The organism is Cupriavidus sp. BIC8F (assembly GCF_032465815.1).
Taxonomy (GTDB): Bacteria; Pseudomonadota; Gammaproteobacteria; order Burkholderiales; family Burkholderiaceae; genus Cupriavidus; species Cupriavidus necator.
This window is the reverse complement of the sequence record NZ_CP136094.1, coordinates 636408-661144: the sequence shown is the minus strand read 5'-3', so window position 1 is coordinate 661144 and position 24737 is coordinate 636408. Positions and strand designations below refer to the sequence as shown.

The following is a 24737-nucleotide window of genomic DNA, read 5'->3' as shown; positions in this document are numbered from 1 at the left end:
CCGCGCAAGCGGCGCGCCCGCTGCTCTCATTCCAACGATTCCCCCGGATGCCGGCAGGCCAGTTGCCGCGCAAACGTTGTCCTGACTGCTGTCCCGACCATGCAAGACAAATACCTTCCTTCCGCCGTTGAACAAGCCGCCCAGCAGCACTGGCAAGCCATCGACGCCTATCGCGTGTCGGAGCATGCGGCCGGGGCCGACGGCAAGGAAAAGCCCAAGTTCTACGCCTGCTCGATGCTGCCGTATCCGTCGGGCAAGCTGCACATGGGCCACGTGCGCAACTACACCATCAACGACGTGATGGCGCGCTACCTGCGCATGAACGGCAACAACGTGCTGATGCCGATGGGCTGGGACGCCTTCGGCATGCCGGCCGAGAATGCCGCGCTGAACAACGGCGTGGCGCCGGCGGCCTGGACCTACGACAACATCGCTTACATGAAGAAGCAGATGCAGTCGATGGGCCTGGCGATCGACTGGTCGCGCGAAGTCGCCACCTGCAGCCCGGACTACTACCGCTGGAACCAGTGGCTGTTCCTGAAGATGCTGGACAAGGGCATCGCCTACCGCAAGACCGGCACCGTCAACTGGGACCCGGTCGACCAGACCGTGCTGGCCAACGAGCAGGTCATCGACGGCCGCGGCTGGCGCTCCGGCGCGGTGGTGGAAAAGCGCGAGATCCCGATGTACTACCTGCGCATCACCGAGTATGCGGAGGAACTGCTGGGCGACCTGGACCAGCTGGGCTGGCCCGAGCGCGTCAAGGTGATGCAGCAGAACTGGATCGGTAAGAGCGTGGGCGTGCGCTTTGCGTTCCCCCACGACATCCCGGGCGAGGACGGCAAGCCGATCAATGACGGCAAGCTGTACGTGTTCACCACGCGCGCCGACACCATCATGGGCGTGACCTTCTGCGCAGTCGCCGCCGAGCACCCGCTGGCCACGCACGCCGCGCTGGACAACCCCGAACTGGCTGCCTTCATCGACGAATGCAAGCACGGCTCGGTCATGGAAGCCGACATGGCGACCATGGAGAAGAAGGGCATGCCGACCGGCCTGCAGGTGGTGCACCCGCTGACCGGCGAGAAGGTCGACGTGTGGGTCGGCAACTACGTGCTGATGAGCTACGGCGACGGCGCCGTGATGGGCGTGCCCGCGCACGACGAGCGCGACTTCGCCTTCGCGCTCAAGTACAAGCTGCCGATCAAGCCCGTCATCGACGTGAAGGGCCAGCCGTACTCGACCGAGGCCTGGCAGGAGTGGTACGGCGACAAGGAAAACGGCACCTGCATCCACAGCGGCAAGTATGACGGCCTCGGCTACCAGGCCGCGGTCGAAGCCATTGCCGCCGACCTGGGCGCCAAGGGCATCGGCGAGAAGAAGGTGACCTGGCGCCTGCGCGACTGGGGCATCTCGCGCCAGCGCTACTGGGGCACGCCGATTCCGCTGATCCACTGCGACAGCTGCGGCGTGGTGCCGGTCCCTGAGAAAGACCTGCCGGTGGTGCTGCCCGAAGACCTGGTGCCGGACGGCACCGGCAACCCGCTGGCCAAGGATGCGCGCTTCCTGCAGTGCACCTGCCCGTCGTGCGGCAAGCCGGCGCGCCGCGAGACCGACACGATGGATACCTTCATCGATTCGTGCTGGTACTACATGCGCTATACCTGCCCGGACGCGGCCACCATGGTCGATGCCCGCAACGATTACTGGATGCCGATGGACCAGTACATCGGCGGCATCGAGCACGCGATCCTGCACCTGCTGTACGCACGCTTCTGGACCAAGGTCATGCGCGACCTGGGCCTGGTCAAGTTCGACGAGCCCTTCACCAACCTGCTGACGCAGGGCATGGTGCTCAACGAGACCTACTACCGCGAAGACGCCTCGGGCAAGAAGCACTGGTACAACCCGGCCGAGGTCGACCTGCGCACCGACGAGCGCGGCCGCCCGGTGGGCGCCACGCTGATCGCCGACGGCCAGCCGGTGGTGATCGGCGGCGTCGAGAAGATGTCGAAGTCCAAGAACAACGGCATCGACCCGCAGGCGCTGATCGACCAGTACGGCGCCGACACCGCGCGCCTCTTTGTGATGTTCGCCGCGCCGCCGGAGCAGCAGCTGGAATGGAGCGGCTCGGGCGTGGAGGGCGCCTCGCGCTTCCTGCGCCGCGTGTGGAACTACGGCTATGCCAACGCCGCGGCCATCCGAGACGGTGCCGGCGGCACGCCGACTGCCGATGACGCTGACCTGCGCCGCGAGATCCACGGCGTGCTCAAGCAGGCCAACTACGACTACCAGCGCATCCAGTACAACACCGTGGTGTCCGCCACCATGAAGATGCTGAACGCGCTGGACGACGCCAAGAGCGCCTCGCCGGCCGCTCGCCGCGAGTGCTTCGGCATCCTGCTGCGCGTGCTGTACCCCGTGGTGCCGCACGTCACCCACGGCCTGTGGGACCAGCTGGGCTACGCCGCCGAAGCCGGCGACCTGCTCGACGCGCCGTGGCCGCAGGTCGATGAAGCCGCGCTGGTGCGCAGCGAGATCGAACTGGTGCTGCAGATCAACGGCAAGGTGCGCGGCAGCATCACCGTGCCCGCCGAGGCCGACCGCGCCGCCATCGAGGCAACCGCCGCCGCCAGCGAGACCGTGGCCAAGTTTGCCGAGGGCAAGGCGCCGAAGAAGATCGTGGTGGTGCCCGGCCGCCTGGTCAACGTGGTGTTGTAAGCTGGCCCCGGAACCTGACAAGGAATCGCCAAGAATGAAGCGACTGAACATGGGGCGCCGCAAGGTGCTCGCGGCAATGCTGGCGGTGCCGGCAACGGGCCTGCTGGCCGGCTGCGGCTTCCACATGCGCGGCAACTCGGATTTCGCCTTCAAGCGGCTCTATATCGGGATCCCGGCCAATTCGCTGATGGGCGCCGACCTGCGCCGCGCCATCCGCGGCGGCTCCGACACCCAGGTGGTGGTCGACCAGAAGGAGGCCGACGCGCTGCTGGACGTGCTGCAGGACACCCGTACCAAGTCCATCCTGTCGATCACCACCACCGGCGTGGTGCGCGAGTACCGCCTGACCCAGCGCTTCACCTTCCGCCTGCGCGACGCCGCCGGCAATGAACTGATCCCGCCGTCGCAGCTGGTGCTGACGCGCGACCTGACCTACAACGAAGCCAACACGCTGGCCAAGGACTACGAAGAGCAGCAGCTGTACCGCGACATGCAGCGCGATATCGTGCAGCAGCTGATGCGCCGGCTGGCCGCCGTCAAGGCCATCTGAGCGGGCAGGCATACGGCATGCAGCTCAAGCTCGACGGGCTCGACGCACACCTGCGGCAGGCAAAGGCCAAGGGCCTGGCGCCGCTGTACGTGGTGCATGGCGACGAACACCTGCTGGTGCTGGAAGCCGTCGACCGCCTGCGCGCCGCGGCGCGCGAAGCCGGCTTCTCCGAGCGCGACGTGCTGGCGGCCGAGCGCGGCTTCCACTGGGGCCAGCTGGTCGAGGCGCAGCAGTCGATGTCGCTCTTTGGCGACCGCAAGATCGTTGAACTCCGCATTCCGTCGGGCAAGCCCGGCAAGGACGGCGGCGAGGCGCTGCGCGCCGTGGCCGCCCAGCCGTCGCCCGACGTGGTGCTGCTGGTGACGCTGCCGCGGCTGGATTTTGCCGCGTCCAAGTCGGCCTGGTTCCAGGCACTGGAAGGCGCCGGCGTGTCGATCAAGGTCGACTCCGTGGACCGCACCCGGCTGCCGGCCTGGGTCGGCGAGCGGCTGTCGCTGCAGCAGCAGCGTGTCGAGGGCGGCGAGCCGGGCCGGCGTGCGCTGCAGTTCATCGCCGACAAGGTCGAGGGCAACCTGCTGGCGGCGCACCAGGAAATCCAGAAGCTGGGGCTGCTGTACCCGCCCGGCGAGCTCACCTTCGACCAGGTGCACGATGCGGTGCTGAACGTGGCCCGCTACGACGTGTTCAAGCTGTCTGAATCGATGCTCTCCGGCGACGTGCCGCGGCTGGTGCGCATGCTCGAAGGGCTGCGCGGCGAGGGCGAGGCCACGGTGCTGGTGCTGTGGGCGCTGACTGAGGAAATTCGCGTATTATCCAAGGTCCGGCAAGGGCTGGCGGCCGGCAAGCCGGCGGGCGTGCTGATGCGCGAGCTGCGCGTCTGGGGCCCGCGCGAGCGGCTGGTGCCGCAGGCCGCGCAGCGCCTGGCGCAGCCAAGGCTGGACGCGGCGCTGGCGCTGGCGGCGCGGCTGGACCGCCAGGTCAAGGGCCTGTCGGACCTGCCGCCGCCGGGCGGCAGCCCGCTGCCGGCGGAACCATGGGACGGGCTGCAGCAGCTTGCCCTGATGATCGCGCGCTGAACGCGCAACTCCACAGGTTTGCTCCCCCCGCCGCGTGCGGCGGGGGGACGGAAAACACACTGACGGCCACCACCCCAGGGCCACTGACATGAACGAGCTCGACCTCAACCAATACATGGACCGCGTCGGCCGCCAGGCCCGCGCCGCGTCGCGCGCCATGGCGCGTGCCTCCACGGCCGACAAGAACCGTGCGCTGCTGACTATCGCCGCGGCCATCCGCCGCGATGCCGACAAGCTCAAGGCGGTCAACGCGCGTGACGTTGAACGCGCCAGCGCCAACGGCCAGGACGCCGCCTTTATCGACCGCCTGACGCTGTCGGACAAGGCCATCGCCACCATGGCCGCGGGCCTGGAGCAGATCGCCGCGCTGGCTGACCCGATCGGCGAGATCTCGAACATGAAGTTCCGCCCGACCGGCATCCAGGTTGGCCAGATGCGCGTGCCGCTGGGCGTGATCGGCATCATCTACGAGTCGCGCCCGAACGTGACCATCGACGCCGCGGCGCTGTGCCTGAAGTCGGGCAACGCCACCATCCTGCGCGGCGGTTCCGAGGCGATCGAATCCAACACCGCGCTGGCGGCGCTGGTGGCCGAGGGCCTGTCCGCGGCCGGCCTGCCGTCCGAGGCGGTGCAGGTGATCGAGACCACTGACCGCGCTGCCGTGGGCCGTCTCATCACCATGACCGAATACGTCGACGTGATCGTGCCGCGCGGCGGCAAGAGCCTGATCGCGCGGCTGATGGAAGAAGCGCGCGTGCCGATGATCAAGCACCTGGACGGCATCTGCCACGTCTATATCGACGCCGATGCCGACCTGGACCGCGCCGTGCGCGTCTGCGACAACGCCAAGACCCAGCGCTATGCGCCGTGCAACACCATGGAGACGCTGCTGGTGTCGCAGGACATCGCCGCCGCCGCGCTGCCGCCGCTGTGCCGCATCTACCAGGAGAAGGGCGTCGAGTTGCGCGTGTGCCCGGCCACCCGCGCCACGCTGGAAGCGGCGGGCTTCACCGGCCTGGTCGATGCCGCGGAGGAAGACTGGCGCCTGGAATACCTGGCGCCGATCCTCGCCATCAAGACCGTGGCCGGACTTGACGAGGCCGTCGCCCATATCAACGAATACGGCTCGCACCATACCGATTCGATCATTACCGAGAACTACTCGACGGGCATGCGCTTTATCCGCGAGGTCGATTCGGCCAGCGTAATGATCAATGCCTCGACCCGCTTTGCCGATGGTTTCGAGTACGGCCTGGGCGCCGAGATCGGCATCTCCAACGACAAGCTGCACGCACGCGGGCCGGTCGGGCTGGAAGGGCTGACCTCGCTCAAGTACGTGGTGTTTGGACACGGAGAGATCCGCACCTGACCCATACCGACAGCGCCCAACAATAACAATCGTCCTTACACGCCTGCCTGCCGATGCTCTGGGTCAAAGCGCTGCATATCGTCTTCGTGGTTTCGTGGTTCGCCGGCCTGTTCTACCTGCCGCGCATCTTCGTCAACCTGGCCATGGAAACCGACGCCGCCAGCACGCAGCGCCTGTTGCTGATGGCGCGCAAGCTGTTCCGCTTCATGACCATGCTGGCGGTGCCGGCGGTGGTGTTCGGGCTGTGGCTGTACCTGGGCTACGGCATCGGCCGCGGCGCGGGGCAGGGCTGGATGCATGCCAAGCTGGCGCTGGTGCTGGTGCTGATCGGCTACCACCACGGCTGCGGCGTGCTGCTGCGCAAGTTCGAGGCGGGGCGCAATACGCGCTCGCACAAGTTTTATCGCTGGTTCAATGAGCTGCCGGTGCTGGTGCTGCTGGCGGTGGTGATCCTGGTGGTCGTCAAGCCGTTCTGAGCCTGGCGCCCGGTCTGTTGTTGCCAATCCTGTTGCGAAAATCGAGATGAGCAAGCTGGTTGACTATTACCTGACGCCGCAGTCGCCGTTCGTCTACCTGGGCCATGCCCGCTTCACCGCGATCGCCGGGCGCCATGGCGCGCAGGTGAACCTGAAGCCGTGCGACCTGGGCAAGGTGTTTTCCGTCTCCGGCGGGCTGCCGCTGTCGCAGCGCCCGCCCCAGCGCCAGGCCTACCGCCTGGTGGAGCTGGCGCGCTGGAGCGAATTCCTGGACCTGCCGCTGCATCCGCAGCCGACGTATTTCCCGGTATCGGGCGACGCGGCCAGCAAGCTGATCATCGCGGCGCAGCTGGCGCACGGCACCGCCCGCGCGATGCAGCTGACCGGCGCCATCGGCGCGGCAGTGTGGGCGCAGCAGCGCAATATCGCCGATGCCGCCACGCTGGCGCAGATCGCCGACGAGGCGGGCCTGGACGGCGCCAGCCTGCTCAAGGCCAGCGAGGCGCAGTCGGTGCAGGCGGCCTATGCGCAGAACACCCAGGACGCGATTTCGGCCGGCGTGTTCGGCGCACCGTGGTACGTCCATGACGGCCAGCCCTTCTGGGGCCAGGACCGGCTGGATTTCCTCGAGCGCGCCCTGGCGGCGGCTTGAGCTAAGCTTCGGATAGATCCCCGTCCGCCACGGCGGACGTTTTTGTTTGCAGGATACCCAACACATGACCCAAGCCTTCTTTGCCCCTTGCCCGCGCGGCCTGGAGAGCGCGCTCGCCGAAGAACTGCGTGAGATCGCCGCAATGCCGGGCATGGCCGCGCTGGCGCCGTTCACGGTGCGCCAGGAAGTGCCGGGCGGAGTCAATTTCTCGGGCGAGATGGCTGCCGCCTATGCGGTCAACCTGCATTCGCGCATTGCCAGCCGGGTGCTGATGCGCGTGGCCGCGCGCGGCTACCGGCATGAAGACGACATCTATACGCTGGCGCGCGGCGTGCGCTGGGAGCAGTGGTTTTCGCCCGATGAATCGCTGCGCGTGGATATCACGTCGCACAAGTCGCCGCTGCGCAGCCTGAATTTCACCGCGCTGCGCGTCAAAGACGGGGTCTGCGATGCCCTGCGCGAGCGCCTGGGCGCGCGCCCGAGCGTCGATACCGCCAGCCCGGATGTGCGTATCTATGCCCATTTGACCGAGCATGACTGCACGCTGTACCTCGACACCACCGGCGAGCCCCTGTTCAAGCGCGGCTGGCGCACCGAGAAGGGCGAGGCGCCGCTGAAGGAAAACCTGGCCGCCGGCATCCTGCGCCTGGCGGGCTGGGTGCCGGGGCAGACCTTCCGGCCCTTCTACGACCCGATGTGCGGCAGCGGCACCTTCCTGATCGAGGCCGCGCAGGTGGCGCTGGGCATCGCGCCGGGCGGCAGCCGCAGCTTTGCCTTCGAATGGCTCAAGGGCATGGACACCAAGGCCTGGCAGAAGCTGAAGTCGGACGCGCAGCGCGCCCGCATGCTGGCCTCGGCCGATGAGCTGCAGGTGGTGGGTTCGGACATCTCCACCGACATGCTGGCCATCACGCGCGCCAACTGGGAGCGTGCCGGCCTGCCGGGCGAGGCGCGCACCAAGCAGGTGGATGCGCGCTTCGTGCAGCCGCCTTTTGAAGAGCCGGGTTTGCTGTTGATGAATCCCCCGTACGGCGAGCGGATCGCGGTGCGCGGCCAGCGCCGCCTGCCAGAGGAAGAGATGCCGCGCGACGAGGTGGAAGAGGCCGCTGCCAACCAGTTCGCCAGTGCCTTTGCCACCACGCTCAAGCAGCATTTCGCGGGCTGGCAGGCGTGGGTGTTTACCGGCGACATGGGCTTCCCGCGCCGGCTGCGGCTCAAGGAGTCGCGCCGCACGCCGCTCTACAACGGCAATATCGAATGCCGGCTGTTCCGCTTCGACATGGTGCGCGGCGCCAACCGCGCGGCGCAGGCGGACTGACGGCGCCTGCGGCGCCGGAGCCGCTGGGCGGCTGGGTCAGGGGCGCTTGCGCCCCGTCAGCGCGTCCGGATTGCGGCTGAAGTCCGCCAGGAAGCCCTGCAGGCTGACCACCGGCTCCTGCAGCAGGTGGCGCGGCAGGTCGAACAGCGCATAGATGAATTCTTCATTGCCTTCGCAGCGCTCGGCCGGCAGGCAGTATTGTTCCCAGTCCACGCACGCCGGCGTGTACATGCCGTTGCCGGGCCAGAAGAACGGCACCAGCCGGCCTTCGCGCAGGCCTTCGATCAGCGCCGCGGGGGCGTCGTAGGCCTCGGCTGATTCCACCTGGCTCATCAGCCCCGCGCGGGTCTCGATCACCATCAGCGTGGCGTGGCCCTGCGCGGTCAGCAGCAGGATGCCGGCCGGGTTGGGGTACAGGTAGTACTCGACAAAGCCATAGCGCGCGATGAGCTGGCGCACGCGCTCGGTGATGGCCGGATCGGACAGGAACGAGAACGAATGCCGCGTCAGCAGCTCGCGCAGCGTGCGCGACAGCGTGGCGAAGTACGCCTGCTGCATGGCCTCGATTTCCTGGTCCAGCCGCTCGACCATATTGCTTTCATGCTTCTTCACGTAGCGGTCGATCAGCCCGTGGTTGAAGCCTTGCACGGCGATGCTCTCGTCGGCGGTGCCGGTCAGCAGGATGGTCTTGCAGGGCAGGTCCTGCAGCGCCTGGCAGAATTCCAGTCCGTCCATCTGCGGCATCGAATAGTCGACCACCACCACGCCCGGCTGCAGGAAGCGCTTGAAGTCGTGGATCTGGCGGTAGATGCGGTCGATGTCGAGCTGCACGGTGCGCCGCTCGGTCAGGAAGGTCAGGTCGTCGTGCGTCACGCGCACCGGCAGGAAACCCGGGAAGCGGGTGGCATAGGCCTCGCGGATCCATTGCAGCGCTTCACGCGGATCGGTGAAGGTGATCACGGCGCGCGAGGCATCCATCTGGAACGCCAGGCTGTCGATGAACGACTTGCTGTCATCGACCAGGACGGTCAGGACCGGGTGATGGAAGACCGACAGGTTCCTGTCGTGCGGGTTGAAGGTCATGGAGCGGCGGGCAGGGGTTCGGCGCAGTGGTTAGGCACAGGCGTGGCGCAAGCGGCAAGCCGGTGTGCGCATTCGCAGGCCAGTATAGCGCGCCATGGCTGCCTTGCAAGGCAGGCCTTGCAGCCAGGGCCGGCGGCAGGAGGAGCCCGGCGGGCGCCGGGCGGGAGAAGCGCCCGCGGCAGGGCCGGGATGGCCCGGGCCTGCGCGCGGCGCGCGGACGGCCTTAGTCGACCGCCTTGAACATGTCTTCGACCACCTTCTTGGCGTCGCCGAACACCATCATGGTCTTGTCCATGTAGAACAGCTCGTTGTCCAGCCCGGCGTAGCCGGCGGCCATGGAGCGCTTGTTGACGATGATGGTCTTGGCCTTGTAGGCCTCCAGGATCGGCATGCCGGCAATCGGCGACTGGGGGTCGTTCTTGGCCGCCGGGTTGACCACGTCGTTGGCGCCCAGCACCAGCACCACGTCGGCCTGGCCGAACTCGCTGTTGATGTCTTCCATCTCGAAGACCTGGTCGTACGGCACCTCGGCCTCGGCCAGCAGCACGTTCATATGGCCCGGCATGCGGCCTGCCACCGGGTGGATCGCGTACTTCACGGTCACGCCCTTTTCCGCCAGCTTCTCGGTCAGTTCCTTGAGCGCGTGTTGGGCGCGCGCCACGGCCAGGCCATAGCCCGGCACGATGATCACGGTCTCGGCGTTGCCCATCAGGAACGCGGCATCGTCGGCGGAACCCGACTTGACCGGGCGCTGCTGCTGATCGCCCGTTGCCGCCGCCGCTGTCGCGCCGCCGAAACCGCCCAGCAGCACGTTGAAGAACGACCGGTTCATCGCCTTGCACATGATGTACGACAGGATCGCACCGGAGGAGCCCACCAGCGAGCCCGCAATGATCAGCATCGGGTTGTTCAGCGAGAAGCCGATGCCCGCCGCTGCCCAGCCCGAGTACGAGTTCAGCATCGACACCACCACCGGCATGTCGGCGCCGCCGATCGGGATGATGATCAGCACGCCCAGCACGAAGGCGATCGCCAGCATGATCAGGAACGGCAGCCAGTCCTGCGACAGGAAGAAGATGACGCCGAAGCCCACCATCGCCACCGCCAGCAGCAGGTTCAGCCAGTGCTGGCCGGCAAACACCACCGGCGCACCCTGGAACAGGCGGAACTTGTAACGCCCGGCCAGCTTGCCGAAGGCGATCACCGAGCCCGAGAACGTAATCGCGCCGACGAAGCAGCCGATGAAGAGCTCGATGCGGTTGCCCAGCGGGATCAGGTGCGAGCCTGCCGGGCTGATGCCGAACGCCGCCGGCTCGGCCACTGCCGCCACCGCGATGAACACCGCGGCCAGGCCGATCAGCGAGTGCATCGCCGCGACCAGCTCGGGCATCTTGGTCATCTGCACTTTCTTCGCCACGTAGGCGCCGATGCCGCCGCCGACCACGAGCGCGGCGAAAATCAGCGCCAGGCCCGTGCTCACCGACGACTGGGCCGTGCCAGCCGAGAGGAATTCATCCTTCAGCTTGATGATCAGGGCCAGCGTGGTCACCGCGGCAATCGCCATGCCGATCATGCCGAAGGCATTGCCCTTGCGCGCCGAGGCCGGGTGCGACAGCCCCTTGAGCGACTGGATAAAGCAGACCGAGGCCACCAGGTAGAGCAGGGTGACGAGGTTCATGCTGACAAGGCCGGTCATCACGCGCCCTCCTTGGCCAGTGCCGGCTTGACCTCAGGCGCCTTGGCCTTCGGTTCTTTCTTCTTGAACATCTCCAGCATGCGCTGGGTGACCAGGAAGCCGCCGAACACATTGACCGCGGCCAGCGCCACCGCCAGCGTGCCCATCACGCGCCCGACGCCGCCTTCGGTCAGGCCCGCGGCGAGCATGGCGCCGACGATGATGATCGCCGAGATCGCGTTGGTCACCGCCATCAGGGGTGTATGCAGGGCTGGCGTTACCGTCCAGACCACGTGGTAACCCACGTAGATCGCCAGCACGAAGATGATCAGGTTGATCACCGTGTGGTTCACCATCTCCATCGACTTCTCCTCCGTTGCTTTGAATCCGGGATGCCGCTTGTCTTTTGCTGTATTGCGAACGACCGGGATGCTGCCGCGCAGGCAGGCCGACAGACCTCTGTGCGGGTCATGGCTCTAGGCGACCAGCTGCGCGACCCCTCTCCCGCCCGCGGCAGAGGGGTGGAGAGCAAACCCTCAGAACTTCTTGATTTCCTTGATGCCGTTCTTCTCGTTCACCAGGATGACCTTGGGCTTGTAGGCGGCGATTTCCTCGTCGCTCATCGGCGCGTAGGTGCAGATGATCAACTGGTCGCCCAGGTGCGCGCGGCGGGCCGCGGCGCCGTTCAGCGAGATCTCGCCGCTGCCGCGCTCGCCCTTGATGATGTAGGTGGAGAAGCGCTCGCCGTTGTTCACGTTGTACAGCTCGATCTTCTCGAACTCCTTCATGTCGGCAGCGTCCAGCAGGTCCTGGTCGATGCCGCACGAACCCTCGTAGTTGAGGTCCGCCTGCGTCACGGTGACGCGGTGGAGCTTGGCGCGGAGCATGATGCGTTGCATGGGTGATACGTCCTTATATTTGATGCAAAAGCAGTGGGCGCACGGCGCCCGTGGAAATTACGCCGCCTCTCGCACGACCTGGCCGTCCCTGCACATCAGGCAGGCCGCGACGATGTCGTCTTCAAGGTTCAGCGTGAACTGGCCGTCCTTGTCGACGACCAGCTTGAGGAAGTCCAGCACGTTGCGGGCATAGAGCGCCGAGGCGTCGGCCGCGACCATGCTGGCCAGGTTGGTGTGGCCGATGATGATGACGCCGTTGTGGTTGACCACCTCGTCGGCCACCGTCAGCGGGCAGTTGCCGCCCTGTGCCGCGGCCAGGTCCACCACCACCGAGCCCGGTTTCATCTGCGCCACGGTGGCTTCCTGCAGCAGCACCGGCGCCTTGCGGCCCGGGATCAGTGCGGTGGTGATGACGATGTCGGCCTGGACCGCGCGCTGATGCACCAGCTCGGCCTGGCGCTTCATCCAGTCCGGCGGCATCGGGCGGGCATAGCCGCCCACGCCCTGGGCGATCTCGCGCTCTTCATCGGTGAGGAAGGGCACGTCGAGGAACTTGGCGCCGAGCGATTCGATCTGCTCCTTGACCGCGGGGCGCACATCGGAGGCCTCGATCACCGCGCCCAGCCGCTTGGCCGTGGCGATGGCCTGCAGGCCGGCGACGCCCGCGCCCAGGATCAGCACGCGCGCCGCCTTGACGGTGCCGGCGGCGGTCATCAGCATCGGCATGAAGCGCTGGTAGTGGTGCGCTGCCACCAGCACGGCCTTGTAGCCGGCGATGTTGGCCTGCGACGACAGCACGTCCATGCTCTGCGCGCGCGTGGTGCGCGGCGCGGCTTCCAGCGCAAAGGCCGTGATGTTCGCGGCGGACATGCGCGCGTTGTTCTCGGCGTCGAAGGGATTGAGCATGCCTACCAGTACGGCGCCTGGCTTCATCTGCGCCAGTTCGGCGGCGTCCGGTGCGCGCACCTTGAGCACCAGCTGGGCGCCCAGAGCTTCGGCTGCGGTACCGATGGTGGCGCCGACCGTCTCATACGCGCCGTCGGGCTGGCTGGCGCTTACGCCGGCGCCGGCCTGCACGACCACCTTGTGGCCCTGGGCGACGTACTTCTTGACTGTCTCCGGGGTGGCGGCGACGCGAGTCTCGCCGGCCCGCGTCTCCTGCGGGATGCCGATGTACATCGTCAATTTCTCCTTTAGCTGGCGTCTTGTCTGGTTGGGCGGACCGACGTCTGGCCCGTGCACGCCGCAGGCTTAAGCCGCAGCGCAACAATTTTTTCGCAGCTTACAGGAATCTGACGTTCAATGGTGACCGGCCGGTCGGCTTTTGCGGCGACCGCCAAAGGGGGAGTTGCAGCTGGAATTTCAGCACCAGCCGGGCTCACCGGCCTGGGGCCATGGCGGGCCGGCGGCGGTGCACGATGGGCCCGCAACCGGTAGAATGCGGGATTGCCTAAAAATTGAGCATCATGTCAAGTGACTGGAATGCCAGCGTGACCGTTGCCGCCGTGATCGAACGCGGCGGCCGCTTTCTGCTGGTCGAAGAGGAAACCGCCGACGGGCTGCGCCTGAACCAGCCCGCCGGGCACCTGGACCCGGGCGAGAGCCTGATCCGCGCGGTGATCCGCGAAACTCTGGAAGAAACCGCGCACACCTTTGAGCCCCGCGCGCTGCTGGGCTGCTACATGGGCCGTTCGCTGTCGTCGCGCACCGGTACCGATGTGACCTATGTGCGCTTTGCCTTTACCGGCGACCTCGGGTCGCTCGACGCCGGCCGCCAGCTCGACACCGGTATCGTGCGCACGGTCTGGATGAGCGCGGAAGAACTGCGCGCCTGCCCGGAGCGCCACCGTTCGCCGCTGGTGATGGCCTGCGTCAACGACTACCTGGCCGGCAAGCGCTTTGCGCTGGACGCCTTGTACACGCACCCGTCGGCGCTGGCCGCGGCCGTCCCGCTGGGAGCGCAGCCGTGAGTGGTGCCGGAAAACGTGTCGTCGTGGGCATGTCGGGCGGGGTCGATTCATCGGTGACCGCATGGCTGCTCAAGCAGCAGGGCTACGAGGTCATCGGCCTGTTCATGAAGAACTGGGAAGACGATGACGACAGCGAGTACTGCTCCACGCGCCAGGACTGGCTGGACGTGGTGTCGGTGGCCGACCTGATCGGCGTCGACGTGGAGGCGGTCAACTTTGCCGCCGAGTACAAGGACCGGGTCTTTGCCGACTTCCTGCGCGAATACTCCGCCGGCCGCACGCCCAACCCGGACGTGTTGTGCAATGCCGAGATCAAGTTCAAGGCCTTCCTTGACCATGCCATGTCGTTGGGCGCGGAAACCATCGCCACTGGCCACTATGCGCGCGTGCGGCAGAACGCGGCCGGCCGGTTCGAGCTGCTCAAGGCGCTCGACCATACCAAGGACCAGAGCTACTTCCTGCACCGGCTGAACCAGGCGCAGCTGTCGCGCACGCTGTTCCCGCTGGGCGAGATCCCCAAGACGCGCGTGCGCGAGATCGCCGCCGAGATCGGCCTGCCGAACGCGAAAAAGAAGGACTCCACCGGCATCTGCTTTATCGGCGAGCGCCCGTTCCGCGATTTCCTGAACCGCTACCTGCCGACCAAGCCGGGCCCGATGAAGACGCCCGAGGGCAAGGTCGTGGGCGAGCATATCGGCCTGGCCTTCTACACGCTGGGCCAGCGCAAGGGCATCGGCCTGGGCGGCAGCCGCGACGGCAATGGCGATGCCTGGTACGTGGCGCGCAAGGATATGGCGAACAATACGCTTTACGTGGTGCAGGGCCACGACCACCCGTGGCTGCTGACGCCGGTGCTGACCGCGTCGGACCTGTCCTGGGTGGCCGGCGAGCCGCCTGCCGCGGGCGCGGCAATGGCGGCCAAGACGCGCTACCGCCAGAGCGATGCGGCCTGCACGGTGCAGGCGGTGGACGGCGACGTGCTGACGCTCGGATTTGCCGAGGCGCAATGGGCGGTCACGCCCGGCCAGTCGGCGGTGCTGTATGACGCCGATATCTGCCTGGGCGGCGGCATCATCCAGTAAGCGCTGCAGCAGTACGAAAAAACACCCGCTCGAGGCGGGTGTTTTCTTGTCGGCCGCTGCGGATCAGCCGCGCGGCGGTTCCGTATCAATAAACGACTGGCGCTTGGACAGCTTTTCCTCCAGCGCCGCCAGGTTGGGATGGCGCTCGCGCCAGGCGATCTCGGGGAAGCGGAAGTCCAGGTAGGACAGCGCGCAGCCCACCGCCACGTCGGCCAGCGAATAGTGCGTGCCAGTGCAGAAGGGGCGGTCGGCCAGGCCGTGCGCCATGGCCACCAGCGCCGCGTCGATCTTGCCGCGCTGGCGCTGGACCCAGCGCTCGCTGCGCTCATGCGGCTCGCGCTGGGTTGCCTCCAGGCGCACCAGCAACGCACCGTCGAGCAGGCCGTCGGCCAGCGCCTCCCAGCAGCGGACTTCCAGGCGCTCGCGCCCGCCCTGCGGGATCATCCGGCTGACCGGCGTCAACGTGTCGACATATTCGACGATCACGCGCGAATCGAAGATCGCGCCGCCGTCTTCCATGACCAGGCAAGGCACTTTGCCGAGCGGGTTGAACTGGCCGATCCTGGTCTCGGGCGACCAGACATCCTCTTCGATGAGCTGGCACTCGATCTTTTTCTCCGCCATCACCACGCGCACCTTGCGCGCGTAGGGACTGGTCCGGGACGCATACAGCTTCATATTCTCCCCTTGAGCTTGTTATGAAGTGCATCGTCGCTCTGCGGCAGCGGCGGTGGGGCACGCGGCTTGCCCGATGCACTTCATAACAGGCTACTGGAACGGCGTGCGCGAGTATACCCGTGGTGCATGGCGAATGCGGGCTTGCGCACCGATGCCCCGCGGCGGCGCTTTACCGCTGCCCGGAGCCGGGGCAGGGGTGGTAAAATCCCGCGTTGCGCAGCGCCGGCGGGCCTGCCGGCATTGCGTTTTGGACGCATCAGGCCGCATAAAGTCGCTTTTTCGATCCTTCCCGCCGCCAACGCTGACAGCGCCAGCCCCCGCGGCGCACCTTGTTCGTCGCCTTCTTCCATTGCCTCCCTTTTCCCGGTTTCCAGCATGACCACCTCTTCGCTTTCGCCGCTCACCGCCCTGTCCCCGATCGATGGCCGTTACGCCGCCAAGGCCGATGCGTTGCGCGAATGGCTGTCCGAGGCCGCTTTCATGCGCAACCGCGTCAAGGTCGAGGTGCACTGGCTGATCGCGCTGGCGCGGGCCGGCCTGCCCGACATGCCGAAGTTCTCGGCCGCCTCCGAGGCTGCGCTGCTGGCGCTGGTGGACAAGTTCAGCGAGGCCGATGCCGCCCGCATCAAGGAAATCGAAGCCGTCACCAACCATGACGTCAAGGCGGTCGAGTACTGGCTCAAGGAACAGGTCAAGGGCAACGCCGAACTGGAAGCCGCCAGCGAGTTCATCCACTTCGCCTGCACCTCGGAAGACATCAACAACACCTCGCACGGCATGATGCTCAAGGGCGCGCGCGAGGCCGTGGTGGTGCCGGCGCTCAAGCGTGTGCACGCCCGCCTGGTGGAGCTGGCCAAGCTCAATGCCGCGCAGCCGATGCTGTCGCGCACCCACGGCCAGCCGGCCAGCCCGACCACGCTGGGCAAGGAAATGGCCAACGTGGCCGCGCGCCTGGCGCGCGCGATCCAGCGCATCGAGCAGGTCGAGCTGCTGGGCAAGATGAACGGCGCGGTGGGCAACTACAACGCCCACCTGTCGGCCTACCCGACCTTCGACTGGGAAGCCTTCTCGAAGCAGGTGATCGAGACCCGCCTGGGCCTGGCCTTCAACCCGTACACCATCCAGATCGAGCCGCACGACTACATGGCCGAGCTGTTTGACGCGATCGCCCGCGCTAATACCATCCTGCTCGACCTGAACCGCGACGTCTGGGGCTATATCTCGCTGGGCTACTTCAAGCAGAAGACCAAGGCCGGCGAAATCGGCTCGTCGACCATGCCGCACAAGGTCAACCCGATCGACTTCGAGAACTCCGAAGGCAACCTGGGCCTGGCCAACGCGGTCCTGCGCCACTTGTCCGAGAAGCTGCCGCTGTCGCGCTGGCAGCGCGACCTGACCGATTCGACCGTGCTGCGCAATATCGGCGTGGCCTTCGGCTACAGCCTGCTGGCCTATGAGGCCTGCCTGCGCGGCCTGGGCAAGCTGGAAACCAACCCCGAGCGCCTGGACGAAGACCTGGACAACTGCTGGGAGGTGCTGGCCGAGCCGGTGCAGACCGTGATGCGCCGCTTCGGCGTGCCCAACCCGTACGAGCAGCTCAAGGAGCTGACCCGCGGCAAGGGCATCTCGCGCGAGGCGCTGCAGACCTTCATCAATGGCCTGGCGATCCCGGACGACGCCAAGAAGCTGCTGCTGGACATGACGCCCGCCAGCTATATTGGCAAGGCCGTGGTGCTGGCCGAGCGCATCTGACGCCACATTCCGCCCCTGAACCGGGGCGACGTGCTGCAAAAGCCATCCGCGAGGATGGCTTTTTGCTTTTCTGGCGCAGCTCGGCGGGCAGGCCGCTGCGGCTTTGTGCCGCTTGCGACAGAATGTCACTTCAAAGCATTTGAATAACTTAATGAAGGACTGTCCTTCATCGGCGCACAGCCCGCCGCAATAATGCGAGAATCGTAAGCGCACGGGCGGGCCAGCCCCCGCCGGTGCCTTCCCCAAAATTGTGAAACGCTCCTGCGCGGGCGAGAGGAATCCGATGCGTTCTACTGCCAATGCCCCCACCGGCTACGGTGCCACCGCGATCGCCTTGCACTGGGTCATTGCGCTGGCGATCTTTGCCGCGTTCGGGCTCGGCCTGTACATGACCGGCATTCCGGGGCTGACGCCGACCAAGCTCAAGCTCTACTCCTGGCACAAGTGGCTGGGCGTGACGATCTTCGCGGTTGCCGTGCTGCGCGTGCTGTGGCGTGCAACCCATGCGGCACCGCCGGTGGCGCCCGGCACGCCGGCCTGGCAGGCCAGGGCCGCGGCCGGCGCCCATCACCTGCTGTACCTGCTGATCGTGATCGTGCCGATCAGCGGCTACCTGTACAGCTCGGCCGCGGGCGTGCCTGTGGTCTACCTGGGCCTGTGGAAGATGCCGGCGCTGCTGGAAAAGAACGACGAACTGAAAGAAGTACTGAAATTTGTCCATATCTGGCTGAACTACCTGATGGCGGCAGTGGTCGTTGTCCATGCGGCGGCGGCGGTCAAGCACCAGTTCGTCGACCGCGACGGCACGCTGGGCCGGATGCTGCCGTTCCTGCGCTGAGGCGCCGCCCCGGCCAACTTTTTCCGTACCGCGGCGCACTGCGCCGACCCTGACAGGAGTTTTTTGAGATGAAACGCAATTCCCGCCGCGGCTCGCTCGTCATCGCCGCCGTCCTGGCCGCCTCCGGCATCGCCGCCAACCTGGCCTGGGCACAGGTTGACGCCGCCAAGAGCTCGGTGACCGCGGTCGCGCGCCAGATCGGCGTGCCGATGGAAGGCAAGTTCAAGAAGTTCGATGCCGCGGTCAGCTTCGACCCGGCCAAGCTGGCGACCTCGTCGGCCAAGGTCGAGATCGATGTGTCCAGCTTCGAGATCGGCGACGCCGAGACCACCAAGGAAGTGAAGGGCAAGGACTGGTTTGACGCCGCCAAGTACCCCAAGGCCGTGTTCCAGTCCACCAGCATCAAGAACGGCACGCCGGGCAAATACGACGTGGCCGGCAAGCTGACCATCAAGGGCAAGACCGTGGACGTGGTGGTGCCCGCCACCTACCGCCAGGAAGGCGCTGTCCAGGTGTTCGAGGGCGCGCTGCCGATCAAGCGCACGGTCTTCAATATCGGCGACGGCGAATGGAAGGACACTTCCGTGGTGGCCGATGACGTGCAGATCAAATTCCGTATCGTGCTGGCCAAGAAGTAACAAGCAAGGCCGGTATTCCGCTGACGTACCCAATCGACGTTCCTGAGAACGTTCCGCCCCAACCTGATTTGTCGGGAGATTCCATGAAACTGCGTTCCCTCGTTGCCGCCGTCGCGGCCATTTCCGCAACTGCCGCTTTCGGCGTGGCTTCGGCCAATACCGTGACGTACAACCTCGATCCGACCCACACCTACCCGAGCTTCGAGGCCGACCACCTGGGCGGCCTGTCGACCTGGCGCGGCAAGTTCGACAAGTCCAGCGGCGTGGTCACGCTGGACCGTGCCGCCAAGGCCGGCACCGTCGAGGTCAAGATCGACCCGGCTTCGGTCGACTTCGGCAATGCCAAGCTGAACCAGCACGCCAAGAGCCCGGACATGTTCGACGTGGAAGCTTTCCCCGAGGCCAGCTACAAGGGCAAGTTCAGCAAGTTCAAGGGTGACGTGCCGACCGAGGTCGATGGCGTGCTGACGCTGCGCGGCGTGTCCAAGCCGGTCAAGCTGGAAATCCGCGACTTCAAGTGCATCCAGCACCCGATGCTCAAGCGCGAAGCCTGCGGCGCCGACGCCGTGGGCCATTTCAACCGTGCCGACTTCGGCCTGGACTATGGCGTGAAAATGGGCTTCAAGCCCGAGGTCAAGCTCGCCATCCAGGTGGAAGGCGTGCGCGCGGACTGAGCGCGCCAGCCCGCTGCGCCGGGCTTCCAGGCAGTCAAGGCCGGCCATGCCGGCCTTTTTTGTTGTCCGGTATCATTCAGGCGCCTGCAAGGGCACTTGGTTGTACGACCCCCGACGGGCACAGTACAATGGCCCGCGGCAATTCCTCCTTGATCGGGGCATTGCTACTCCTGCCAAGGCGGGGGCAGCCATGCCCGCAACCGGCTAAAGCGCATCACTATGAGCATTCGCTGCATGTCCCGATACCGGTAGCCGCCCCCGCGACCTCCTCGCCCCTCATGCTGTACCCGGCCGTTCTGCCCTGGCTGTATGGCCCGCAGCGTTTCTCGGTTTTCCCTGGCGCAATACCGTGTATTCCAAAACGCAAATCGATCCGGTAGTTAGTTTCCGCAACTCGCAGGGCGAGCAGGTGCGGGGCACGATTGTCAATCTCCAGAGAAAGTCCCTGGTGATGGAAATCTACAACCCGTATTCGATCGTGCAGGTCAGCGAGGTGCTGAGCGAACTCAGCGTCCGCATGGGCTCGAAGAATGCCTACCTCGGCAAGGCCGTGGTCATGAGCCTGGTGAACACCGGCCTGACCGCGGTGGTGTCGCTGACGCTGATCGACGAGTGGCTGGAACTGAGCAACCTGGACAACGAGCCCAAATCGGTCGCGCGCGAGTCGCAGCGGTTCGTGCAGGACTGGAATGAGCGCTTCAACATCCGGCCCGACTACCAGATCGTGGTCAATGAAATGCGCGCGTTCCTGTCCGAGGTGTCGCGCTGGGTGGAGCAGGTCGATATGACCAGCACGCTGCCCAAGGAAGGCGATACGCTGCGCATGGACGTGTTCGAGGAGCTGGCCACCCCGATCGCACTGAAGATCCGTGAATATTCCGCGCGGCTCGACGGCGAAGCCGCGCGCGTGCCGGAAGAGGACACCGTGATGCACCGCACCTTCACGCAGGCGGCGCTGCATCCTTTACTGCTGCGCTCGCCGTTCGTGTTCCGGACCTATACCAAGCCGCTGGGATATGCCGGCGACTACGAGATGGTCAACCAGATCTTGTCGGATCCGCGCCAGGGCCCCAGCACCTACTTCCAGATCGTCAACGCAACGTTCCTGCAGTCGTCCGTGGCCGCTGCCCATCGCAACCGCATCGACCTGCTGGTGGATTTCCTGGTGCGCATGGCCGACCAGGCCCGTGCCGCGGGCAAGCCGTTCCGGCTGCTCAACGTGGGCTGCGGCCCGGCGGTCGAGATCAACCGCTTCATTACCGAATACCCTGAGCCGCACTGGCTGTCGTTCCAGCTGCTCGACTTCAGCCAGGAAACGCTGGAGTACGCCCGCGAGCGCATCGATGAGAGCTGCCGCAAGGCGAACGCGAAGATCGAGGTGGAATATGTCCACCACTCGGTGCATGAACTGCTCAAGCGCCGGATCGACCACGATCCGTCGCTGCGCGAGTTTGACGGGGTCTATTGCGCCGGCCTGTTCGACTACCTGTCCGACCGCGTCTGCGCGCGCCTGCTGAGCTATTTCTCCACGCGCACCCATCCCGAGGGGCGCATCCTGGCCACCAACGTCCACGTCGACAACCCGGAACGGTACAGCATGGAACATATGCTGGAGTGGTACCTGATCTACCGCGATGAGGCCGGCATGCAGTCGTTGCTGCCGTCCAATACGCGCGACGGCCGCACCTACGTCGACCCGACCGGCGTCAACGTGTTTGTGGAAGCGATCGTGACTGATCCGGCCAAGGCCTGACCACCATGCTGAAACGGACTGCGAGCAGGTACTCCCCGTACGAGGCTGACCTGCGCGAGTTTCGCCTGGTCTCGAGCAAGGCAGGCGCGCTGACGGCCATCGTGCTGGTGATGGCCGGCGTCGGGCTCGACTACGGGATCTATCCCGGCCACCAGCTGCAGTTCTTTGTCGCCCGCCTGGTGGTCTCGGTCCTGATCGGGATGATCTTCCTGCTGCTGGCCAACCAGGCCGGCCGGCGCTTCGTGCAGCCGCTCACGCTGGCCTGGCTGCTGCTGCCGCAGATGATGATCACATGGATGATCGCCACCACCGACGGCGCCTCGTCCATCTACTATGCCGGGCTGAACCTGGTGATCTTCGCGGTCGGCATCGCCATGCCCATGGGCCTGTGGCAGACCATCGGCTTTGGCGTGATCACTTACCTGCTCTACCTCGGCGCCTGCCTGATCCACCCCGATGGCCTGGCGCAGCGTGCGCACTTCATCGTCAATTCGCTGTTCATCATGTTTTCGATCGTGGCCAGCGCGGTCTACACGTTCATGAACGAGCGCGGCCACTTCCACCTGATCCGGCTCAAGGAAGAGCTGGCGCACAAGAACGACGAGCTTGCCGACACCAACCGCCGGCTGGCCGACATCAAGGGCCAGATGCTGCAGCAGGAGAAGATGGCCGCCATCGGTACGCTGGCGGCCGGGCTGCTGCATGAGGTGAACAACCCGGTCAACTTCTGCCTGATGGCGATCGAGGTGGCGATGGAAGAGCCGCAGGCCAAGGAGAACCCTTCGCTGGAAGAGTGCCTGGTCGACGCCAAGCAGGGGATGCAGCGCATCCAGCATATCGTCTCCGACCTCAAGACCTTTGCCTACCGCAAGCCGGGCGCCGAGGTGGAAGGCACGCCGTTCCTGTTCGAGAAGGCGCTCGATTCATCGGTCCGCCTGACCGCGCATGAGCTGCGCGGCGTCAGCCTCAGCCGCGAACTGCCTGCCGACACCCTGGTACTGGGCGACGAGGCGGCCATCATCGGCGTGCTGATCAACCTGTTCTCGAATGCCGCGCTGGCCATGCGCAAGGCGGGCACGGCCGCGCCCGCGATCCATACCACGGCCCGCTGGGACAACCACCGCCTGCACGTCATGGTGCGCGACAACGGCCCGGGCATCCCCCAGGAAAACCTGGCGCGCGTGTTCGAGCCGTTCTTCACCACGCGCGAGGTGGGGCAGGGGCTTGGCCTGGGCCTGTCGATCAGCTACGCGGTGGTGGAGCGCCACGGCGGGCAGCTGTATGCCGAGAGCGAACTGGGCCAGTGGACCGCGTTCAGCTTCGACCTGCCGCGTGCGGAGTAACCAGCCATGAGCGAAGCGAAGCAGGCACGGCTTGCCGTTCTCTATGTCGACGACGAGGAGATGGCGCGCAAGTATTTCGCCCGGGCCGCCGGCGGCGACTATGACGTGCTGGTGGCAGACGGCGCCGACGAGGCCCTGGCGGTGCTGCGCGCGGACCCTGCCCGCGTGGCGGTGCTGGTGACCGACTTCCGCATGCCCGGGCGCGACGGCGGCGAGCTGCTGCGCCAAGTGGCGCAGGAATACCCGCAGATCGTGCGCATCCTGGTCACGGCCTATGCCGACAAGGACGTGCTGCTGGAAACGGTCAACAGCGGCGAAGTCTTCCGCATCCTGGAAAAGCCGCTGAGCGTGGCCGACCTGCGCGAGGTGCTGGCACGCGCCGCCGAGCGCCACCGCGAACGCACCCTGCGCCAGCACCGATTGATGGCGATCGATGAGACCCTGGCCTTCCTGGCGCACGAGCTGAACACGCCGCTGGCAGCCATTGCCAACTTTGCCCACGGCATCCGCGGCCGTGTCGCCGGCGAATACAGTGCGCAGCGCCAGGCCGAGATCGGCCAGGCGGCCAGCGCCATGTACGACAACGCCCAGTATTGCCTGGCGGTGCTGTCGTCGTTCCTGCAGTCAGTGCGCAACAGTGCCGGCAGCATGCCGGCCCGGTCCGATGCCGGCACCGAGGTCAGCGCCGGCACGCTGGTCACTTCGCTGCTGGACAGCTACCCGTTCGCGGGCGACCAGCGCAGCTGGGTGCAGGTGGAGATGCACGGCGATTTCCCGGTGCAGACGCTGCCCAACTGCGTGGCGCTGGTGCTCTCCTCGGTGATGAGCAACGCGCTGCGGGCGCTGCGCGGTGTCGGCACGCCGGCGTTGCGCTTTGTGGTGGTGGCGCAGCCGCGCCCGGAAATCCGCATCTGTGACAACGGGCCGGGCATTCCGCCGGAAGTGATGGAGCGGCTGCTGGTCGACCCTGTCACCACCCACGCCAGTGCCGGCGGCAGCGGCCTGGGCATGATTTTTTGCAACCGCGTCATGCAGTCGTTTGGTGGCGGCATCCGGATCGAATCCGCATCCGGTGCCGGCACCACGGTGACGCTGGACTTTCCAAGTTTCAAGAGTCGAAAGCATAGGAGTGACCGATGACCGAACCGAATGCCACGCAGGCACCACCCCCGGCGATTCTGTTCGTCGATGACGAAGCGACTGCAGTCAAGTATTTCCAGCGTGCCATCGGGGCGCTGGCACCGGTGGCCACCGGCGGCTCCGTTGAAGAGGGCAAGGCAATGCTCGACGCCCACGCAGGCAGCCTGGCGGTACTGGTGTCCGACCAGCGCATGCCGGGCGAGCATGGCAACGAACTGCTGCGCTACGCGCGCGAGCGCTACCCGCATATCGTGCGCATCCTGACCACCGCGTATTCGGAGCTCGACCAGACCGTCGAGGCGGTCAACCAGGGGCAGATCCACCGCTACATCAAGAAGCCGTGGGACATCACGGCGCTGCGCATGGAGTTGAAGCAGGCGCTGGAACTGGCCGGCCTGCGCAAGGAACGCGACCAGCTGCTGCGCGAGAAGCTGTCCGTGCTGCAGACCCAGACCGTGGCCTCGCGCATCGGCATGGTGCATGCGCTGTGTGCCAGCCTGATCGGGCCGGGCCGTTTCCAGCCGGTGGAGACCTACCTCGCGGCGGTCGACCTGGCCGGCGCGGGCAGCGTCGAGCCGGACTGGCAGCGCATGGACTATGTCGACCTGGTGCGCGCAGAGGCCGAGCGCAGCGGCAGCTTCGGCCATGCCGTGGCCACGCGCCTGGCGGGCCTGCGCAGCGCCAATGCCGGCCGGGGCGCTGCCGATGCCGCCGCGGTGATTGTCGATGCGCTGGGCAGCGAGGTGGTGCGCCGCGACGGCGACACCGTGGTGTGGACCGCGCCGGCCACGCTGGCGGAGTTCCTCGCGCAGCCGATCGGCGCACCCGTGTCGGCGCAGCACGCGGCCTGGCTGGCCAGCCTGCTGTGGCTGGAAGAGGCTGGCGGCGCGCTGCAGTTTGCGCGCGACGGCAATACCGTGGTGTGCCGCGCATGCCCGCGCAGCGAGGCCTTCGCGGCCGACCGGCTGGCGGCGTGGATCGAGCGGTTCTCGATGCCGGCCTGAATTTCGCAGGCCCTACAGCCATAAAAAACGGCGCCCCGTGGGGCGC

Annotated in this window: 23 protein-coding genes; 17 read left to right on the top strand and 6 right to left on the bottom strand. The window is 66.4% G+C overall.

The window, feature by feature from the left end; translation table 11 throughout:
- Positions 1-99: 99 nt before the first annotated feature.
- From leuS to RS901_RS03000, 7 genes are all read left to right on the top strand, one after another.
- Entirely contained in the window at positions 100-2721 is a 2622-nt protein-coding gene (leuS, locus tag RS901_RS03030) for a leucine--tRNA ligase (protein WP_316151463.1), read from the top strand.
- A 34-nt stretch (positions 2722-2755) separates the two neighbouring features.
- Positions 2756-3271 (top strand): LPS assembly lipoprotein LptE, encoded by a 516-nt coding sequence (lptE, locus tag RS901_RS03025; protein WP_316151462.1) that lies wholly within the window; start codon positions 2756-2758, stop codon positions 3269-3271.
- Positions 3272-3288: 17 nt separating this feature from the next.
- Positions 3289-4347, top strand: a complete 1059-nt coding sequence (gene holA, locus RS901_RS03020) for a DNA polymerase III subunit delta (protein WP_316151461.1) — start codon at positions 3289-3291, stop codon at positions 4345-4347.
- An 88-nt stretch (positions 4348-4435) separates the two neighbouring features.
- Positions 4436-5716 (top strand): glutamate-5-semialdehyde dehydrogenase, encoded by a 1281-nt coding sequence (locus RS901_RS03015; RefSeq protein WP_316151460.1) that lies wholly within the window; start codon positions 4436-4438, stop codon positions 5714-5716.
- 53 nt (positions 5717-5769) lie between these two features.
- Positions 5770-6192, top strand: a complete 423-nt coding sequence (locus tag RS901_RS03010; protein ID WP_013957963.1) for a CopD family protein — start codon at positions 5770-5772, stop codon at positions 6190-6192.
- Positions 6193-6238: 46 nt separating this feature from the next.
- Positions 6239-6844: a 2-hydroxychromene-2-carboxylate isomerase gene (locus RS901_RS03005; RefSeq protein WP_316151459.1), complete on the top strand. Its 606-nt coding sequence runs from the start codon at positions 6239-6241 to the stop codon at positions 6842-6844.
- 64 nt (positions 6845-6908) lie between these two features.
- Positions 6909-8162, top strand: a complete 1254-nt coding sequence (locus tag RS901_RS03000; protein ID WP_316151458.1) for a class I SAM-dependent RNA methyltransferase — start codon at positions 6909-6911, stop codon at positions 8160-8162.
- Between the two features lie 36 nt (positions 8163-8198).
- Here the strand turns inward: RS901_RS03000 and RS901_RS02995 are convergent, their stop codons facing one another.
- From RS901_RS02995 to RS901_RS02975, 5 genes are all read right to left on the bottom strand, one after another.
- Entirely contained in the window at positions 8199-9245 is a 1047-nt protein-coding gene (locus tag RS901_RS02995; RefSeq protein ID WP_010813222.1) for a response regulator, read from the bottom strand.
- Between the two features lie 223 nt (positions 9246-9468).
- Positions 9469-10941, bottom strand: coding sequence for an NAD(P)(+) transhydrogenase (Re/Si-specific) subunit beta (locus RS901_RS02990; protein WP_316151457.1), 1473 nt, complete (start codon positions 10939-10941; stop codon positions 9469-9471).
- Positions 10941-11282: an NAD(P) transhydrogenase subunit alpha gene (locus RS901_RS02985; RefSeq protein WP_316151456.1), complete on the bottom strand. Its 342-nt coding sequence runs from the start codon at positions 11280-11282 to the stop codon at positions 10941-10943. The genes RS901_RS02990 and RS901_RS02985 overlap by 1 nt, the downstream gene beginning before the upstream one ends.
- 174 nt (positions 11283-11456) lie before the next feature.
- Positions 11457-11819 carry an aspartate 1-decarboxylase gene (gene panD, locus RS901_RS02980; protein WP_010815077.1) on the bottom strand — a complete coding sequence of 121 codons (363 nt, stop codon included), beginning with the start codon at positions 11817-11819 and terminating at the stop codon, positions 11457-11459.
- A gap of 57 nt (positions 11820-11876) precedes the next feature.
- Entirely contained in the window at positions 11877-12998 is a 1122-nt protein-coding gene (locus tag RS901_RS02975) for a Re/Si-specific NAD(P)(+) transhydrogenase subunit alpha (RefSeq protein WP_316151455.1), read from the bottom strand.
- A 287-nt stretch (positions 12999-13285) separates the two neighbouring features.
- On the opposite strand from RS901_RS02975, the gene RS901_RS02970 reads away from it, so the two are divergent.
- Both RS901_RS02970 and mnmA read left to right on the top strand, forming a co-directional pair.
- Positions 13286-13789, top strand: coding sequence for an NUDIX hydrolase (locus RS901_RS02970; protein WP_018311492.1), 504 nt, complete (start codon positions 13286-13288; stop codon positions 13787-13789).
- A complete protein-coding gene (gene mnmA, locus RS901_RS02965; protein ID WP_316151454.1) occupies positions 13786-14871 on the top strand; it encodes a tRNA 2-thiouridine(34) synthase MnmA in 1086 nt (361 codons plus the stop codon). Before RS901_RS02970 ends, mnmA begins: the two co-directional genes overlap by 4 nt.
- 63 nt (positions 14872-14934) lie before the next feature.
- Here the strand turns inward: mnmA and RS901_RS02960 are convergent, their stop codons facing one another.
- The gene (locus RS901_RS02960; RefSeq protein WP_316151453.1) at positions 14935-15549 is read right to left on the bottom strand and encodes a glutathione S-transferase C-terminal domain-containing protein; all 615 of its coding nucleotides are present in this window, start codon (positions 15547-15549) and stop codon (positions 14935-14937) included.
- 375 nt (positions 15550-15924) lie between these two features.
- On the opposite strand from RS901_RS02960, the gene purB reads away from it, so the two are divergent.
- From purB to RS901_RS02920, 8 genes are all read left to right on the top strand, one after another.
- Entirely contained in the window at positions 15925-17301 is a 1377-nt protein-coding gene (gene purB / locus RS901_RS02955; protein WP_316151452.1) for an adenylosuccinate lyase, read from the top strand.
- Positions 17302-17584: 283 nt separating this feature from the next.
- The gene (locus tag RS901_RS02950) at positions 17585-18139 is read left to right on the top strand and encodes a cytochrome b (protein ID WP_114133767.1); all 555 of its coding nucleotides are present in this window, start codon (positions 17585-17587) and stop codon (positions 18137-18139) included.
- Between the two features lie 68 nt (positions 18140-18207).
- Positions 18208-18777 (top strand): YceI family protein, encoded by a 570-nt coding sequence (locus RS901_RS02945; protein WP_013957951.1) that lies wholly within the window; start codon positions 18208-18210, stop codon positions 18775-18777.
- Between the two features lie 83 nt (positions 18778-18860).
- On the top strand, positions 18861-19451 hold the full coding sequence (locus RS901_RS02940) for a YceI family protein (protein WP_316151450.1): 591 nt from the start codon (positions 18861-18863) through the stop codon (positions 19449-19451).
- Positions 19452-19800: 349 nt separating this feature from the next.
- Positions 19801-21204 carry a class I SAM-dependent methyltransferase gene (locus RS901_RS02935; protein WP_316151449.1) on the top strand — a complete coding sequence of 468 codons (1404 nt, stop codon included), beginning with the start codon at positions 19801-19803 and terminating at the stop codon, positions 21202-21204.
- Between the two features lie 5 nt (positions 21205-21209).
- Entirely contained in the window at positions 21210-22547 is a 1338-nt protein-coding gene (locus RS901_RS02930) for a HAMP domain-containing sensor histidine kinase (RefSeq protein WP_316151448.1), read from the top strand.
- 6 nt (positions 22548-22553) lie between these two features.
- A complete protein-coding gene (locus RS901_RS02925; RefSeq protein WP_316151447.1) occupies positions 22554-23687 on the top strand; it encodes a hybrid sensor histidine kinase/response regulator in 1134 nt (377 codons plus the stop codon).
- Positions 23684-24691 (top strand): response regulator, encoded by a 1008-nt coding sequence (locus RS901_RS02920; protein WP_316151446.1) that lies wholly within the window; start codon positions 23684-23686, stop codon positions 24689-24691. The genes RS901_RS02925 and RS901_RS02920 overlap by 4 nt, the downstream gene beginning before the upstream one ends.
- Positions 24692-24737 lie beyond the last annotated feature (46 nt).